Annotated in this window: 13 protein-coding genes; 8 read left to right on the forward strand and 5 right to left on the reverse strand. The window is 36.3% G+C overall.

The genetic code is table 11. The annotated features are described in order from the left end of the window. Positions 1-152: 152 nt before the first annotated feature. The 4 genes from allW (at position 153) to IGI43_RS15160 (ending at position 5,928) form a co-directional block, all read left to right on the forward strand. A complete protein-coding gene (allW, locus tag IGI43_RS15145; protein WP_438758612.1) occupies positions 153-1,613 on the forward strand; it encodes an allantoin permease in 1,461 nt (486 codons plus the stop codon). Positions 1,614-1,709: 96 nt separating this feature from the next. Continuing rightward, a complete protein-coding gene (gene allB, locus IGI43_RS15150; protein ID WP_438758613.1) occupies positions 1,710-3,077 on the forward strand; it encodes an allantoinase AllB in 1,368 nt (455 codons plus the stop codon). 121 nt (positions 3,078-3,198) lie between these two features. Further along, complete coding sequence (locus IGI43_RS15155) at positions 3,199-4,437, forward strand: MFS transporter (protein ID WP_438758614.1); 1,239 nt, start codon at positions 3,199-3,201, stop codon at positions 4,435-4,437. A gap of 159 nt (positions 4,438-4,596) precedes the next feature. Then, the gene (locus tag IGI43_RS15160) at positions 4,597-5,928 is read left to right on the forward strand and encodes a hypothetical protein (protein ID WP_438758615.1); all 1,332 of its coding nucleotides are present in this window, start codon (positions 4,597-4,599) and stop codon (positions 5,926-5,928) included. 333 nt (positions 5,929-6,261) lie between these two features. Here the strand turns inward: IGI43_RS15160 and IGI43_RS15165 are convergent, their stop codons facing one another. The 4 genes from IGI43_RS15165 to IGI43_RS15180 all read right to left on the reverse strand — a co-directional run bounded on the left by IGI43_RS15165 (position 6,262) and on the right by IGI43_RS15180 (position 10,255). Then, on the reverse strand, positions 6,262-6,393 hold the full coding sequence (locus tag IGI43_RS15165; protein WP_438758616.1) for a hypothetical protein: 132 nt from the start codon (positions 6,391-6,393) through the stop codon (positions 6,262-6,264). A 126-nt stretch (positions 6,394-6,519) separates the two neighbouring features. Continuing rightward, positions 6,520-8,442 carry a PTS fructose transporter subunit IIABC gene (locus IGI43_RS15170; protein ID WP_438758617.1) on the reverse strand — a complete coding sequence of 641 codons (1,923 nt, stop codon included), beginning with the start codon at positions 8,440-8,442 and terminating at the stop codon, positions 6,520-6,522. A gap of 149 nt (positions 8,443-8,591) precedes the next feature. Then, a complete protein-coding gene (gene pfkB / locus IGI43_RS15175) occupies positions 8,592-9,506 on the reverse strand; it encodes a 1-phosphofructokinase (protein WP_438758618.1) in 915 nt (304 codons plus the stop codon). Then, positions 9,503-10,255 (reverse strand): DeoR/GlpR family DNA-binding transcription regulator, encoded by a 753-nt coding sequence (locus tag IGI43_RS15180; protein WP_438758619.1) that lies wholly within the window; start codon positions 10,253-10,255, stop codon positions 9,503-9,505. The genes pfkB and IGI43_RS15180 overlap by 4 nt, the downstream gene beginning before the upstream one ends. Positions 10,256-10,439: 184 nt before the next feature. Between IGI43_RS15180 and IGI43_RS15185 the strand changes: the two genes are divergently transcribed. Then, positions 10,440-11,918, forward strand: coding sequence for an alpha-amylase (locus IGI43_RS15185; RefSeq protein WP_438758620.1), 1,479 nt, complete (start codon positions 10,440-10,442; stop codon positions 11,916-11,918). A gap of 360 nt (positions 11,919-12,278) precedes the next feature. Here IGI43_RS15185 and IGI43_RS15190 read toward each other — a convergent pair whose 3' ends face one another. Then, positions 12,279-13,022 (reverse strand): MurR/RpiR family transcriptional regulator, encoded by a 744-nt coding sequence (locus IGI43_RS15190; RefSeq protein ID WP_438758621.1) that lies wholly within the window; start codon positions 13,020-13,022, stop codon positions 12,279-12,281. 172 nt (positions 13,023-13,194) lie between these two features. Between IGI43_RS15190 and IGI43_RS15195 the strand changes: the two genes are divergently transcribed. Genes IGI43_RS15195 through IGI43_RS15205 form a run of 3 tightly spaced genes read left to right on the forward strand, consistent with a single transcriptional unit; the run spans position 13,195 to position 16,870 of the window. Next, positions 13,195-14,532, forward strand: a complete 1,338-nt coding sequence (locus IGI43_RS15195; protein ID WP_438758622.1) for a 6-phospho-beta-glucosidase — start codon at positions 13,195-13,197, stop codon at positions 14,530-14,532. After that, a complete protein-coding gene (locus tag IGI43_RS15200) occupies positions 14,532-15,554 on the forward strand; it encodes a Gfo/Idh/MocA family oxidoreductase (protein WP_438758623.1) in 1,023 nt (340 codons plus the stop codon). Before IGI43_RS15195 ends, IGI43_RS15200 begins: the two co-directional genes overlap by 1 nt. A 35-nt stretch (positions 15,555-15,589) precedes the next feature. Then, positions 15,590-16,870: a PTS sugar transporter subunit IIC gene (locus IGI43_RS15205; protein ID WP_438758624.1), complete on the forward strand. Its 1,281-nt coding sequence runs from the start codon at positions 15,590-15,592 to the stop codon at positions 16,868-16,870. Positions 16,871-16,875: the final 5 nt, after the last annotated feature.

The raw sequence follows: 16,875 nt of genomic DNA on the forward strand, positions 1-16,875 counted from the left end.
CATAGGAGATAAAAAAACGATGTGTTTAGCTTCTGAAACTAATATAGTAGAAAGAGACTAAACACATCCTATTTTTTCTCTAATAGCAATACATAAAATAATATACTATTTGGCATATCACGGTATGTAAGCGCTTAAAGGGAGGCGGAATAATGGAACAACAAGATTATCAAATTACTGAAGAAGAACTTCAACGTTATCGAGAGCGTGGTTATAATGAAGATCTACTTCCTAAACCGTTGTCGAAAAGAATGATGGGAAAAATGAACTATTTTACGTTATGGATGGGTTCAGTGCATAATATTCCTAATTATACGGCGGTAGGAGGATTTTTGTTTTTAGGACTTTCTCCAATTAATATTATGTTGGCTTTGGTGATAAGTGCGATGGCAGTCGCTTTGTTTATGACTTTTAATGGTCGGGCAGGATCAAAGTATGGCATTCCTTTTGCCATTCATTTGCGGTCAACTTATGGAGATATTGGTGCGAAGCTACCAGGTTTTCTTAGAGGAGGTGTAGCTGCAATCGCTTGGTTTGGATTGCAGAATTATACAGGCTCATTAGCGTTATTGATTTTAATTGGTAAAATTTGGCCTGGCTTTTTAAATCTTGGCGGAGATACAATGATTTTTGGTATTTCTATTCCAGGATTGATCGCTTTTACAATATTTTGGGCAGTGAATATGTTGATCGGTTTTGGTGGAGGTAAAATTCTTAATAAGTTCACTGCTATTTTGAGCCCACTGATTTATATTGTATTTGGCGGAATGGCGATTTGGGCGATTGGTGCAGCAGGTGGTTTAGGACCAATTTTATCTTATGATGTTACAGGAGCTGTTCATAATATTTCACCAGTGTTTGTCTATTTTATGATTATTAATTCAGTTTTGGCAGTCTGGGCAGCACCTGGTTCAAGTGTGTCAGATTTCACTCAAAATGCAAAATCAACGAAAGATCAAACGATTGGTCAAACCGCTAGTTTTTTAGTTGGGTATGGGATATTTGCTTTTTCAAGTGTAGTGATTTTAATCGGAGGTTCTATTCGTTATGGTATTCAAGAATGGAATATTTTAAATATCGTGAATCGTTGGGATAATTCATTTGCTATTATTGTTGCAATGTTGGTATTCTTATTAACAACAGTATCGACAAATGCAACAGGAAATATCATTCCGGCTGCTTATCAGTTATGTGCATTATTTCCTAAGAAAGTTGATTATAAAAAAGGAGTGCTGCTTGCCAGTATCATTAGCTTTCTGATCATGCCGTGGAAACTAATGGAGAATGCAGATAGTATTTTCATTTTCTTGAATACAATCGGTGCAGTATTAGGACCTGTTGCGGGGACAATGATTGCTAACTACTACTTTGTTCAGAAACAAAAAATCGATTTGAATCAGTTGTATATGGATCCAAAAGCGGATAATAGTCATAATATCTACAAAGGGTTAAATAAACCTGCATATGTTGCTACTGTTGTGGCGCTAGTCGTTTGTTTAAGTGGCAATTTTATTCCGGCTTTAAAAATAATTTCTGATATTTCTTGGATTTCTGGTTTTGTATCTGCTTTTGTTTTATATTTATTATTAAGGAAATTCTTTGATAAAAAATAAGTTGTTACAAGTTATCACAATGACGAGCAGTATAAATGTATATTACCTAGCTATTTAGGCAAGCCTGTTTAGCTATTAAATTTAGGAGGAAGACAAATGAGTTATGATTTAGTGATCAAAAATGGTTTAGTGATTTTGGAATCAGGAGAAGTTAAGACAGATGTGGCTGTAAAAGATGGTTTGATTGCAGCAATCGGCCATGATCTTGGTGACGCTGACCATGTCGTTGATGCAGCAGGTTTAGTTGTAAGTCCAGGGATGGTGGATGCTCACGTGCATATTACGGATCCAGGTGGCGGTTATCGCGATCAATGGGAAGGATATATCACTGGGACAGCTTCATGTGCAAAAGGCGGCGTTACTTCCTTTATGGAAATGCCTTTAAACCAAGTACCAGCAACAGTCGATGGGGAATCCCTTGAAATAAAATACGATGCGGGTAAAGGTAAATTGAAATCCGATGTTGGTTCATTTGGCGGTTTAGTACCATTTAATCTGACAGGCGGTATTCAAGAGTTAGATGATGGTGGAGTAGCAGCATATAAATGTTTCATGGCAACTTGTGGTGACCGTAGTATTGATGGTGATTTTATGAATGTAGATGATTATTCTCTTTATGAAGGAATGAAACAAGTTGCTAAAACAGGAAAAGTTCTAGCAATTCATGCAGAAAATGCAGCAATCACAGATAAACTAGGAGAAATTGCCTATAAAAATGGAGAAACAACCCTAAAAGCTTATGTTGAAAGCCGTCCAGTCTTTACAGAAGTTGAGCCAATTCGTAGAGCCATTTTGTTTGCTAAAGAAACTGGTTGTCGTATTCACATTTGTCATATTGCTTGTCCAGAAGGTGTAGAAGAAGTCACAAAGGCAAGAGAAGCTGGTGTTGATGTCACATGTGAAACGTGTACGCATTACCTATATTTCGATACCGATGAATTAGATGCAATTGGACCTGTTGTAAAATGCTCACCGCCGATCCGTGACAAGGAAAATCAAGATGGTATGTGGGAAAAAGTCTTGTCAGGTGAAATTGATTTTGTAACGTCTGATCATTCTCCTTGTACGCCTGATTTAAAAGATAAAGACAATGCTTTTGAAGCGTGGGGCGGAATCTCAGGTGTTCAAAATAATGTAGATGTTCTTTTTGATGAAGGGGTTCAAAAAAGAGGCATGTCATTGAAACAATTTGCAGATATTATTGCTGCAAATCCTTCTGATCGCTATGATTTGGATCAAAAAGGTCGAATCAGTGTTGGGAAAGATGCTGACTTTGTCTTGATCAAACCAAATGCGCCATATACGCTAAAAGCTGAAGATTTAGAATATCGTAATAAAATCAGTCCTTACATTGGCCGTGAAATTGGTGCTCAAGTTATGCAAACTATTTTAAGAGGTCATGTTATCTATACAAAAGAAGAAGGAGTTTCAACTGATTTCGTTGGTACTTTTATCAAGAAGTAGTTAAATTAATAAGATAAGAGAAAGATCAGGCATGATAATAGCTATTGTCTGATCATTCTTTCTTTTGAGAATAAGTAGCTACTTATTTAGTTATTTAGCCTGATAAAGGAGAATGTGTACGATGTATGAACAAAAAAAGTCGAATGGACGGACACCATATTGGAAACAGATCATATATATATTAACGATTGGTTGGATCGTTATTTGGATTTATCGAACTGTATTAACGCCTATTTATCCAATCATCAGTGATTATTTTGGAGGAGCAACAGATGCCCAGCTTGGTCAGATTTCAAGTTTTTATTTTTTAGGCTATGTTTGCATGCAAATCCCTTCAGGGGTGTTGGTAGATAAAATAGGTAAGAAACAAATTCTGATTCCTGGATTTTTATTATTTGGTCTAGGTGCATTGATTGTTGGAGTAGCACAAAGTATGGGCGTTGTTTTTATCGGGAGTATTTTAGCAGGCCTGGGTTGTGGGACGTATTACGGTGTCGCCTATTCTTTGACCGCAGAATATGTACCCGTATCTAAAAGAAGCTTATCAACGGCTGTTGTCAATAGTGGAACGGCGATAGGTAGCGGCTTAGGGTTGATTTCTTCCAGTTACTTAGTAGGAACAGGTGTCTTACCTTGGCAAGCCTTGATATTTGCTACGGTTGTGTTGATTTTATTAGCAGTAGCTATGTTTTTACGCTTTATTCGACTAGAGAAACCAAAAAAAATAATCAAAACACAATCTGAAGGAACCCCAAAAATTTCGATTAAGGCTCTTTTTAAGCCTCGAATGATTTCCGCTTATATCCTGTATTTTTCAACATTGTATACGTACTATTTGATCGATACATGGTTGCCAAATTTTTTGGAAACAGAAAAAGGTTTTTCAGGAACATCAGTAGGGCTAGCTTCATCATTAGTATTTTTTACAGCAATACCCGGTGCTCTAATTTTTAGCCGAATTGCAGATGGTATTCCAAAGAAAAAAATACAAATGATCATCCTACTCGAATTATTAGCAGCTAGTGTTTTGTTTATTACAGTGACAACAACAAATCAAACGATTTTAGTGGTAGGAATTATGGCCTACGGATTCTTTGGCAAGTTAGCAGTTGAGCCGATCATTATTTCATGGTTAGGAGAATCCGCACCTAAAGGTAGTGTTGCAACGATGTATGGTGTATTTAACTTCTTTGGTATGTCAGCATCCGTTATTGTTCCATCATTAACCGGGAAAATCTCTGATATTACTGGATCTAAACTATATGCATTTTATTTAGCAATTCTAATTATAGTGATTGGAACCTTATTATTTTACTTGATAAATCGTTTCATTGGGGAAAAAAATAGAATGGCTAATTGATCATTCATAAAAAATACCTTAGTTTTTTGATTCTTTAAAATCAAAAGAAAAAGGTGTTTTTTTATTTTTCAAAAATCTACTTTAGAATTCTAAGAGTATATTAGATGAAGTCTGTCTTTATTTTCGTTATACTTGATTTAAAGAAACGAGGTGGGGCAAATGGAAAAAACTGAGAAAATATATATGGTAATCGCACGGACTGATTTTTCTTTAGAACAGTTGAAACAAGATGTTTTGGATTGGGTGAGCTTTTTACGTATTGTAAGCATACCAAAAAGTTATCGTTTTGGTGATGAAGAAGCACAAACATTTGATTTTCAAAAAATCATTCATCAGGTTCAACAACTTACAGAAGAAGAAAATATATGGATTAAAGTAAACAGTCAAGGCGGAGAATTTCAGCTCCATATCTCTAAGTTAACTCTTCATGAGCGAACGGTTCTAGAAAATACAATTTTTTTAGATAATCAAACGATGATTGAAGACTATTGCGAAACCCGAATGATTAGAAATGGCATATACGCTTATATTCGACCGTTAGATGAATATTTATATAATAATGTTGAGCGTATTGAAAAAAGAACATTTGAAACGGATAGTGAGATTGAAAAATTACCTAAACGGTACAATAGTGAAAAAGAAGTGATCGTTGATTGTAATCAATTTGCTGGTTATGACATTCATTTTAAAGGATTGTGTTTGACTTCGTGCTGGAAGATGTATTATTCAAGTTTATACTATCAAATTATTCCTAAACCGATTTTCTTAGAAGTACAGCAAGTTCACGCTGTAGAAGAAATGGCTAATCAAGTGATCAAAGTGACGTTATTCAAAAACCCGTTTAATTGGGTGTTGCCTGTTAATCAAAAGTATCAGCGCTTGTTTAGGGATCAGATGGGGTATGATCAATTGGTTTGGAATAATGGGACCGGTGTGTTACGAGCTCCTTATATTGAATATGCTTTTGCTGAAGATGTTACACAAACGGTGCAGTATCAAAATAGTTATTATCAGCCTGTTGAAAAGAAAAGTGCAACGTACTTTGTTACTAGAAGTTATGATATTCCACATCAAAAATATATCGTAAATCGTACAAAAGGAATGTTGAACGCGCAAGCCTACTTTCCGTGGATTGATGAAAAAAGTCGTAAGATGATGAATTACCGTGTATTGAATCCGGAAATGGCAATAGATGATGGACTCTCAGCGTACGAGTTTTATATACGGCAGTTTTTGGAAATCGATGTTTTGGATCAAAAATATGATGAATTTGTCTCTGTTTTACGCATTTATCTGCCAAAAGAAGCAATCAAAGAGATTCCTTTAGAAGCCTTATGGGAAAAATTGTTTGATGTGAATATTAGTAATTTAAAACAAAAAGAAGCATCTACCCGTTTTGATTTGAAAAAGGCTAAGAATCATTTACGTGTTGTATTTTTGGATTCAAGTTATTTAGAAACAATGCATCAGACGCTTGATATTAGTGAGTAAATGATATATGTATCAAAATAGGGTGTGAGCCAAAAGTAAATCCTACTTTTCGCTCGCACCCTAAATGCGAATAGACAGTTGAAACAGAAGTAACACTTACTTTCCCAGCCTCTAAAACAATATCAATTTAGCAATTCTTTCTCCGTTAATAACGAACTTAGCATCGGTCACAAAACTTGCTTCATTGCAAGATAGATAAATAATACTATTCTTCAAAAGATGAATCCAACAACATTTTCGCGGGTAAAATCCCAATATTATTGGCCAAAATATCGATTTTTCCGTATTTATTTTTTATCTCTGAACTTACTTTTTACCAACTATCGACAGAGCTTACGTAGTTCTCTCTGAAATAACAGCAGAGAGTTTATCCAAACATTTGTCAGTTGCAATAGCAAGGGCTCCTTCTTTGGCAGCTACTTTAGCAGGTACAATGCTAATACTGCTTTGTCCGTTCGTGATCAATATTACATTTCCTAATAATTTATTCGTCTAAAAAAAACTCTACAATCAAGTTATTCAGCAAGTAAAAACCTCAAATGAATGAGAACGAGGTCTGTATCATTTGAGGCTTGATAATCATGTTTAAGTTTATTGAGGAACAGGTTTTTTTACAATCCCTAAAATCATAGCGGAAACGACTGCACCAATCGCAATAAATACTAGATATAGAATTGGGTGACTTAATAATAATGCCACGAAGATTCCACCATGAGGAGCTAAAAGGCGAATCCCGAAACCACCTACTAAACCACCAGCTAGTGCTGAACCAACAACAAAACTTGGAATAACACGTATAGGATCTGCTGCGGCAAAAGGAATGGCACCTTCTGTTACAAAGGATAGACCCATTACTAAGTTAGTCAAACCAGCATCTTTTTGGTCTTTTGTAAATTTATTTTTAAAGATCAATGTTGCGATAAAAATTGCTAATGGAGGAACCATACCACCGGCCATAACAGATGCCATGATGATACTACCACCTTCTGTAACAGTTGCAGCAATCGAAGCTGTACCGAACACATAAGCTGCTTTGTTGATTGGACCACCTAAGTCGATCGCCATCATTCCACCAAGTAAGGCACCTAAAAGTGCGGCATTTGTGCCATCTAAACTTAATAAGAACCCATTTAACCCATCGTTGATGATTTTCATTGGAACGTTGACTAAAAGCATTAAGCCACCAGTAATCAGTAAACCAAAAACAGGATAAAATAAAATCGTTTTGATTCCGTCAAGTGATTTTGGTAAGCCTTTGAAAACTTTTTTCAAGAAAATAATGACATATCCGGCTAAGAACCCGCCGACTAAAGCACCTAGGAAGCCTGCGCCACCTGTATTAGCTAATGCACCAGCAGCAAAACCTACGATTAATCCTGGGCGATCGGCAATACTTGAAGCGATAAATCCAGCTAGAACAGGTAACATAAATCCGAATGCTGCGCCTCCAATTTGGTTAAACCAACTTGCAGCTTCATTGTAATTACCAAGCATACTCAATTGGTCTTGAGGAACACCGATAAATTGATCGATCATAAATGAAAGTGCAATGGCAATTCCGCCACCGATAACAAATGGCAACATATGTGAAACACCATTCATCAAGTCTTTATAGATTCTTGAACCAACAGAACCATCTGCAGATCCATCTTCCTCACTTGAATCTGATTCAGAACTATGGAAAGTTGGAGCGGTTCCGCTAGTTGCTAAAGTGATCAACTCTTCTGTTTTACGGATCCCATCACTCACTGGGCGGTTTACTAACTCTTTACCGTCAAAGCGATTCATTTCAACTTTTTTATCAGCAGCAACGATCACACCATCAGCACGGGCAATATCTTCTGCTGTTAAGCGATTTTTAATCCCTTCGGAACCATTTGTTTCAACTTTGATATCAATGCCCATTTCTTTCGCTTTTTTCTTTAAAGCATCTTCTGCCATATAAGTATGAGCGATTCCAGTTGGACAAGCTGTAACGGCAACGACGAATTTACGATTTGTATCCTGATTATTATTAGATGCTTCTTCTAATTGTTCTTGTCTTTCTTCGGCTTCTTTCGCTTGTTCAGCAGATTGAAATAGATTTTGAACATCTTCAGGTGTTTTTGTTTCTTTTAATTTCGCTACAAAATCAGGATCGATCAATAGGCGAGATAGGGCAGCTAAAGCTTGCAAGTGAGTATCATTAGCGCCTTCTGGAGCTGCAATCATAAAGAATAAGTAAGTTGGCTGTCCGTCTAGTGCTTCATAATCAACACCTTTGTTGCTTTTAGCGAATAGAACAGTTGCTTCTTTAACAGCACTATTTTTAGCATGTGGCATTGCAATTCCGTCACCAAGGCCGGTTGAAGTTTGTGCTTCACGGGCTAAAATTCCTTCTTTATACTCTGTAATATCAGAAATTCTACCACCATCATACAATTTTTGGACCATTTCATCGATTGCGCCTTTTTTATCAGTCGCTTGCAAATCCATGATCATCACGTCTTTGACTAGTAAGTCTTTGATGTTCATTGTTTTTCCTCCTAATTATATAAGTAACAACATTCCGCACAAAAGCTGAATGAGCTCGCACATCCTCGAAAGAAAAATAGGGAAAATTGAGAGGGACATTTTTTGCCACAAACGATTTTTATCTTTTTTCGAGAAACTAAGTCATGTCGTTAGTTGATTTTTTCAATTTCTACTTCAGAGATCAATTCATTAATTAAATCTACTGAGGCTAGATCATCTGAAAAGGCAGTCGCACTGCCACATGCAACGCCCCATTTAAAAGCTTCAACAGGATCGTTATTCTTAGAAAATGTTCCGACAAAGCCTGCAATCATAGAATCTCCTGCACCAACAGAATTTTTCAGTGATCGTTTCAATACATTTGAGCGATAAATTCCCTCTTTTGTGAATAACAAGGCACCGTCACCCGCCATTGAAATGATCACATGTTTGGCGCCATCATCTAATAAACGTTCTCCAAACGGTAAAATATCGTCTATCGTTTGAAATTCTACATCAAACAATTCTGCAAGTTCATGATTGTTTGGTTTGATGAGCAAAGGTTTTTGTGGCAAAGCATTCATTAAATCTTTACCAGTAGTATCAATGACAAATTCAGCATTCTTATCTTTGATAATTTGAATCAATTCTTCATAAAAACCTTTTCGGAGTGATGCAGGAGTACTCCCAGATAAAACGACAATGTCCCCTGATGAAATCATGCTTAATGATTTTTTTAAGTCTTGCATCTCTTCATTACTGATAGCGGGACCTAAACCGTTGATTTCAGTTTCAGATTCAGATTTTAGTTTGATATTGATTCGAGTATCTTCTCGAACTGTTGTAAAGTTAGTTTGGATTTGTTCTTTTGTCAGCCAATCAGAGATAAAATTACCTGTAAAGCCACCTAGAAAACCAAGAGCTGTTGATTCAGCTTGAATTCTTTTTAAAATTCTGGAAACGTTAATACCTTTACCGCCGGGTAGTTTAAAATCGTTGGTCATTCGGTTCAAATCGCCTAATTTAAGTCCTTTTACATGAACGATATAGTCAATTGAAGGATTTAATGTTACTGTGTAGATCATTGTACTGCCTCCTTTATCGTTGTTTTTTTCTGGAATTTTTCAAGTAACTCAGGTGAACATTGATTGGTGAGAATAATGACATCATCAAGTTCGGTGACTTTTGTGAAGGTTACTTTATTTAGTTTTGTTTGGTCGATCAAGACATAGGCTTCTTCTGCTTGAGCGATAGCTAAGCGTTTTAATGCAGCTTCTTCAGGATCGGGTGTTGTTAAACCAAACTCAAGATGGGCACCATTCATTCCCATAAAAACTTTATTGAAGCGAAAATGACTGAGTTGTTCCATTCCTGTAGAACCCACGATAGCTTTTGTAGATAGCTTTAGTGAACCGCCAAGAATAATGGTGTTGATATTTAAATCGCCAAGCTTTGCTGCGTGATGGACAGAATTAGTAACAACTGTGATATTTTTTTCAATTAAAAATGGTAGCATTTCTAAAGTGGTTGATCCTGCATCCAGATAAATAACGTCACTATCATGAACAAATTGAGCAGCAAGGAAAGCAATTTCCTGTTTTTTTTGCGTGTTTTTGACTGATTTTTCAGTCATATCTTGTTCGAAGCCTAGATTCAAGATTCGTTTTGCTCCACCATGAACTCGTTCTAATAATTCTGCATCTTCTAATTCTTGTAGATCTCGACGTATCGTTGATTCAGAAGCGTTCAGAAGTGTAGATAATTCTTGAGACTTAACAATAGATTGTTGATCTAATAAACGTAAAATTGCTTGATGTCTTTCTTCTGTAAGCATTTTCACACCTCTTTTCAATGTCTATAATAGCACATTAAATTGACTGATGCAATCAAAAACGGTCAAAAACGTTCAAAGGCGAAATAAAACGATTATTCAAGGCATTGATAGATAGGATTCTATTATTTGACAAAGATGTTTATTCTTTGGCTTAATGAGAATAGAGAAAAACGGAGGGATAAGTATGAATAATCGTACAATATTACAAGGATTTGAATGGTATCTTCCAGCAGATGGTAAGCACTGGCAACGTCTAACTGAACTAGCAGAAGAATTACATAAAAAAGGGATCAATGGTATTTGGCTTCCTCCTGCATATAAAGGGGCAAATGGTTTTGAAGATGTTGGCTATGCGCCTTATGATTTGTACGATTTAGGAGAGTTTGATCAAAAAGGGACAATTCCTACTAAATATGGGACAAAGAAAGAATATTTGGAGTGCATTTCAGCTTTAAAAGGAGCTGGAATAGAAGTTTATGGTGATATTGTGTTCGATCATTTTATGGGAGCGGATGAGGAAGAAAATGTTTCAGCCGTAAAATATCGTTCAGATAACCGAAATGAAGCAGTTAGTGGAGAAGAAGAAATTTTAGCTTGGACGAAATTCACTTTTCCAGGCAGAAATCAAAAATACAATCGTTATATTTGGACGTGGAGAAATTTCTCTGGCGTTGACTTTGATGACCGACGAAAAGATCATGGGATTTTCAATTTTGATGGAAAGGGTTGGGATGAAGAGGTTGATAATGAAAATGGCAATTACGATTATTTGATGGGATGTAATTTGGATATGGAGTATGCTGAAACGGTTGACCAATTAAATAAGTGGGGCCAATGGTATCAAGAATTGACGGATGTTGATGGGTACCGTTTAGATGCCGTAAAACATATTCAGTTCAATTATTTTGTCGATTGGTTATTAAATAGAAGAAAAGAAAAAGGCAAGGATTTATTTGTAGTCGGAGAATATTGGAACGGTGAACTTGAGAAATTGACGAATTATATCGATAGTTCAGGAACCTTGATTTCTTTATTTGATGTACCTTTACACTATCATTTTTATGAAGCAGCAAACTCTGACGGCCACTATGATATGCGAACTATATTTGATGGAACATTGGCAAAAGAGCGCTCGGAATGGGCGGTAACCTTTGTTGATAACCACGATACTCAAAAGGGACAAAGTTTGGAGTCTTGGGTCGATGGATGGTTCAAGCTTCATGCGTATGCGTTGATTTTGTTGCGAAATGCTGGAACACCTGTTGTATTCTGGGGAGATTTATTTGGTATTCCTTCACAAAATGTGGATGGAGTAGGAAAAAATTTAGAGCTATTACTAAAAATTCGTGAAAAACTAGCTTATGGAAGCGAAATAGATTATTTTGACGATGCCAATGTGATCGGCTGGATCAGAACAGGCAATTTTGACAGAGAAGAATCAGGCTATGCAGTTGTAATGACCAACGCTCAAGCGGGCGAAAAAAAAATGACGATCAGTGCAGTGCATGCTGGAAAAACATTTGTGGATATTTTGAAAAATAATGATGCAAAAGTAACTTTGGACGAAACAGGTGGCGGGATATTTCCTGTGAATGGTGGAGAAGTTTCAGTTTATGTAAATGAAGAAATCGTAGAAAAATTAACTAACGTAATTGATGAATAGTAGGCGAGAGTCGTTCATTGTTTGAGTTCGTGAGAGGCAAAAAAGAGCGTGACATCTGAAGAGTAAATAAATTTAATGATGTCTATTCTTTTGGTTTTCATTAGCCTTATTTCATTACTACTTTACGAAAATTTTTTAAATGGTTTTCTCGTAGGTGAGCATAAATGTAAAAGCTCCTTTAACTGATATATGAACCCCGATTAGAGTATAAACAGACTGTATAGGTAGGCGATGATGGATCATCTACTTATGCAGTTTTTTATCGTCTTTGGAATAGTTGATTTAAGGGTGAAACCAGGACACATCTTTTTTAGTCTGACTCTGTTGAATTAAGTGGACATAGCGCAAACTGCTGCTACGTCATTTTTTCATGTTATGCAGTGATTTTGCAAGGTATTCAATAATAAATAACGGAGGCAGTTGTGAGGTGATGTCTTGTTCCCACAATCTTTCTTCTGCGATATAGTAAGGAATATTCACGCTGGATAATTTTGCAATCGTTGAATTAGCAGTATTTGTAATTGAAATAATAGGTGTATCTTTAAAGCTATAGCTGCTAAGGTAATGGATGATTTCTTTTGTTTCACCTGAAACAGAAAGAGCAATGACACATGAGTTTTCCAATAATTGTTTGGATAGATAATTTCTAGGATTAGTAATAGGGTCTTCGATCCGGAGAGCCATTTGGAAAACAGAAGAAAAATATAAGGCACCGTATTCTGCCATGACATTAGACGAGCCCACTCCTAAAAAGAGAATTAGTTCTTTATTCATAATAATGGAGATCGCTTCTTTGATTTTATCCTGAAATTGCTGTTCGTTTACACGAGATAAAAAATTAACGTGGCTGGATGTATCGATCATGATCGTTTCAGACTGTTTTTTATCTTCATTTAAAAACAAACGAAGGCGAATTCTGAATTCTGAAAAGCCTTCACATTCAAATTTAGTACAGAATCGTTGAATTGTGGCAACACTTGTATGTGTATTTTCTGCGAGCTCCCTGATTCTCATAAAGACGACTTTATCCATATGATCAACGATATAGTTATAGATATCATAGTCAAGAGGAGATAAAACGGGTGTTTTTTCTAAAAATAGCACAATATTCATCCTTTCTAGATAATACAGTGTGTATCTTTGTTGATACAATTATTATTATAGCGCTTACATATCTAACCTGTAAAGAACTATTATAAATATTAAACGTAGATGCTATACTTCATCAATGAACTGGAAAATAACAGTATAAAATTAGATCGTAGAGGTGCAGAGGATGGATAAAAAGTTAAAAGTTGTAACGATCGGTGGAGGATCAGGATATACACCGGAATTAGTCAAAGGGTTTATCACTAGATATGAAGAAATGCCAATTGATGAGTTATGGTTGGTTGATGTAAAAGAGGGAGCAGAAAAATTAGCAATCATTACAAAGCTTTGTCAAAAAATCATTGATAAATCTGGTTGCCCAATACAATTGAGGTCAACTCTAAATCGAAGAGAGGCTTTAAATGATGCTGATTTTGTATTAACGCAGATTCGAGCAGGCCAATTATCGTCAAGAGTAAAAGATGAAAATATACCATTAAAATATCGTTTCGTGGGACAAGAAACAAATGGTCCCGGAGAGTTATTGAATGCATTTCGGACAATTCCTGTGATGATCGATATTTGTACAGAAATGGAAGCGTTATGCCCAGATGCTTGGCTGATTAATTTTGCCAATCCAGCTGGAATGTTGGCAGAAGCAGTATTGAATCATACGAACTGGGAAAAAATGATTAGTATTTGTAACGGTCCGTTAAATATAGAGCATGCAATTGCTGATGCATTAGGAGTTGATCGAAGACGTGTTTTCGCTGAGTTTGTAGGATTGAATCATTTGGTTTTTGCTAAACGTATTTTGTTAGATGGGAAAGAGGTGACAGCTTCTGTTGTGGATCAGCTAGTACGTGGGGAAGTCAAAATCGACAATCCAGGGGTTTCAAACTGGGACGCTGATTTTCTGACTGGAATTCAAGCAATTCCGATGAGCTATTTACAATATTACTGGAAAACAGATGAGGTATTAAAAGCTGAACATCGGGCGGCAAGAAATGAAGGCTCACGAGCAGTAATTGCAAAAAAATTAGAAAAAGAGTTGTTTTCAGTTTATGCAGATAGTGATCTTGATGACGTACCAGGGATATTGTCTCAAAGAGGCGGAGCAGGGTATAGCGAATGTGCTTGTGATTTGATTTTATCGCTACACACAGACAAGCGGGATGTTCAAACGGTCAATACCCGAAACATGAGAGCCATTGATAATTTAGCATTATCCGATGTCGTTGAGGTCAATTGTCTGATTACTAAAGCTGGTCCGATTCCGCTGACAACTGGAAAATTACCTGATGCGTTAAATGGTTTGATCCAACAAATGAAAGCTTTTGAAAAAGTAGCCTGTGAAGCTGCTGTGACAGGAGATTATCAAAAAGCCTTAGTTGCCATGACGATCAATCCATTAGTTTCTTCTGATACTAAAGCAAAGGAGATTTTAGATGAGATGTTAATCGCAAATGAAGAGTATCTACCTCAATTTGATTTGACTCATTTGAAAATAAAGGAGGTCATTTAATGAAAAAATTAGTAATGGCGATTGTCGGATACGGAAAAAGTGCTAAAAGATACCATCTTCCATACATTAAACTAAGAGAAAATATCCAAGTGAAATACGTCTGCGATTTAGCCTTAACAAAAGAAGATTTAGAAGAATTAAGTAAGCTAAATATAACAGGAGTGACAGATTTAGCTGATGTTCTAGCAGATGAAGAGGTTGCTGTAATTACACTGTGTACACCACCAAAAACTCACTTTTCTCTTGCAAAAGCTTGTCTAGAAGCTAAAAAAAATGTAATTATAGAAAAACCATTCTGTGAAACAATGGAGCAAACACAAACGTTGATTCAATTGGCAAAGGAAAGCAATGTTCATGTGATACCTTATCAAAACAGACGATTTGACAGTGATTTTTTAACCTTAAAGAAAGTGATCGAAAGAAACTATGTAGGAAAATTGATTGAACTGGAAGCGCATATTGATTATTATCGACCGAATACAGAGGAACGTAAAGGAACGATTCTTGATGGTAGTTTTTATGGATTGGGTGTGCATGCTGTTGACCAGATAGTTTCCCTATTTGGAAAGCCAGATACTGTTTATTATGACTTGAGAAATGTTCAAAATAATGAAAGTACAGTGGATGATTACTACGATGTGCAACTTATTTATGGGGCATTGAAAGGGATTCTGAAATCCAGTCAAGTTGTGGCAAAATTGGGTCCACGTTTTAGATTGTTAGGCACGACAGGCATTTATGAAAAATATAGTCCCGATCAACAAGAAAATGATTTGAAATTAGGGGTTTTTCCTGGAGATGCAGGCTTTGGTTTGGACACTCCTAAAGAATATGGCGTTATTTCCTATAAAAATGCTAATGGTGATTGGATAGAAAAAGCGATAGTTTCTGAGACAGGTGATTATGGTTGTTTTTATGATGGAGTAGTTGAGATGATTTTCCACGATGCACCAAGTATTGTCAGTGAAGAAGAAATTCGGGTCACAATGGAGATAATGAGCGGAGCTTCGTTTGGTCATTAGCTATAAATAGAAAAATAGAGTTAGGGGAGCGTAAAATGGACAAGTTTATTGATGTGTTTCAAGACAAAGTTATGCCTGGTGTTCTAAAAGTTAGTGAGAATCGGTTCTTGGTTGGAATCCGTAATGGGATCGCTGTGACAATGCCGTTGACGATCATCGGGAGTGCCTTTTTGATTGTTGCTAACCTTCCATTTAATGGTTGGACTGAATTTTTGGGTAGTTTTGGCATCAAGTTAGGAGTCCCGATTGGTTTTACATTTGGTATTTTGGGATTGGTAGGTTGTGCAGGAATTACTTATTATCTTTCTGAAACATATGGGATTGATCCAATCAATTCAGTTGTTTTAGCGATGTCATCCTTTTTAATGCTGCAAGCGTCCAAAGATTGGAGTATCGATATAGCAACATTAGGTGCTTCTGGATTGTTTACCGGAATTGTTACGGCAATTTTGACAGTCTTGATTATTAATTTCTTTATTAAAAAGAATTTGATCATTCGGATGCCAGATGGTGTTCCGCCAGCAGTCTCTAAAAGTTTTGCTAGTTTAATACCAGGAGCAGCGATTATCGGTTTGGCTTGGATTATTCGTGTGTTATTGGAATTTGATGTCAACAGCTTCGTTCAATGGATGTTTTCACCATTAGCAACAGGATTAAACACGTTGCCAGGCATGTTGCTGTATACATTTATGATTTTGTTATTGTGGTGTGCGGGAATTCACGGAAGTAACGTAATGGGCAGCATTGGAGATCCGATCTTTCTAGCCTTATTTGCAGCGAATACAGAAGCTTTCTCAAGAGGGGAGCCATTACCAAATATTTTTGTTGGTGGGTTTTATATAACATTTTTATGTTATGGGGGAACTGGTTCAACATTAGGCTTGGTTATCAATATGCTGATGTCTAAAAGTAAGTCATATAAATCATTGGGGAAAATGGCATTACCATCAGCAATTTTTTGTATCAATGAACCTATCATTTTTGGTTTTCCCATCGTGATGAATCCGATCATGATGATTCCCTTTATAATTACGCCGTTGCTTCTTTGTATCGGGACTTATATTTTAACCGTAACGAATATTATTGGGCGAATTGCGTTTAATCCGCCATGGACGACACCGCCTTTAGTGAATGCATACTTAGCAACTGGAGGAAATATTCCGGCTGTGATTTGGGGCGTTGTATCATTACTGCTGAGCGTGGCTATTTATTATCCATTCTTCAAAATTTGTGAAAAACAAGAACTAGCTAAAGAAGAAACACAGATTCAAAAAGAGATGGAAACAGAAAAAATAGCAGTAACTGAAATCGGCTAAGAAAA

This window comes from Enterococcus sp. AZ126, assembly GCF_051714545.1.
Taxonomy (GTDB): Bacteria; Bacillota; Bacilli; order Lactobacillales; family Enterococcaceae; genus Enterococcus_L.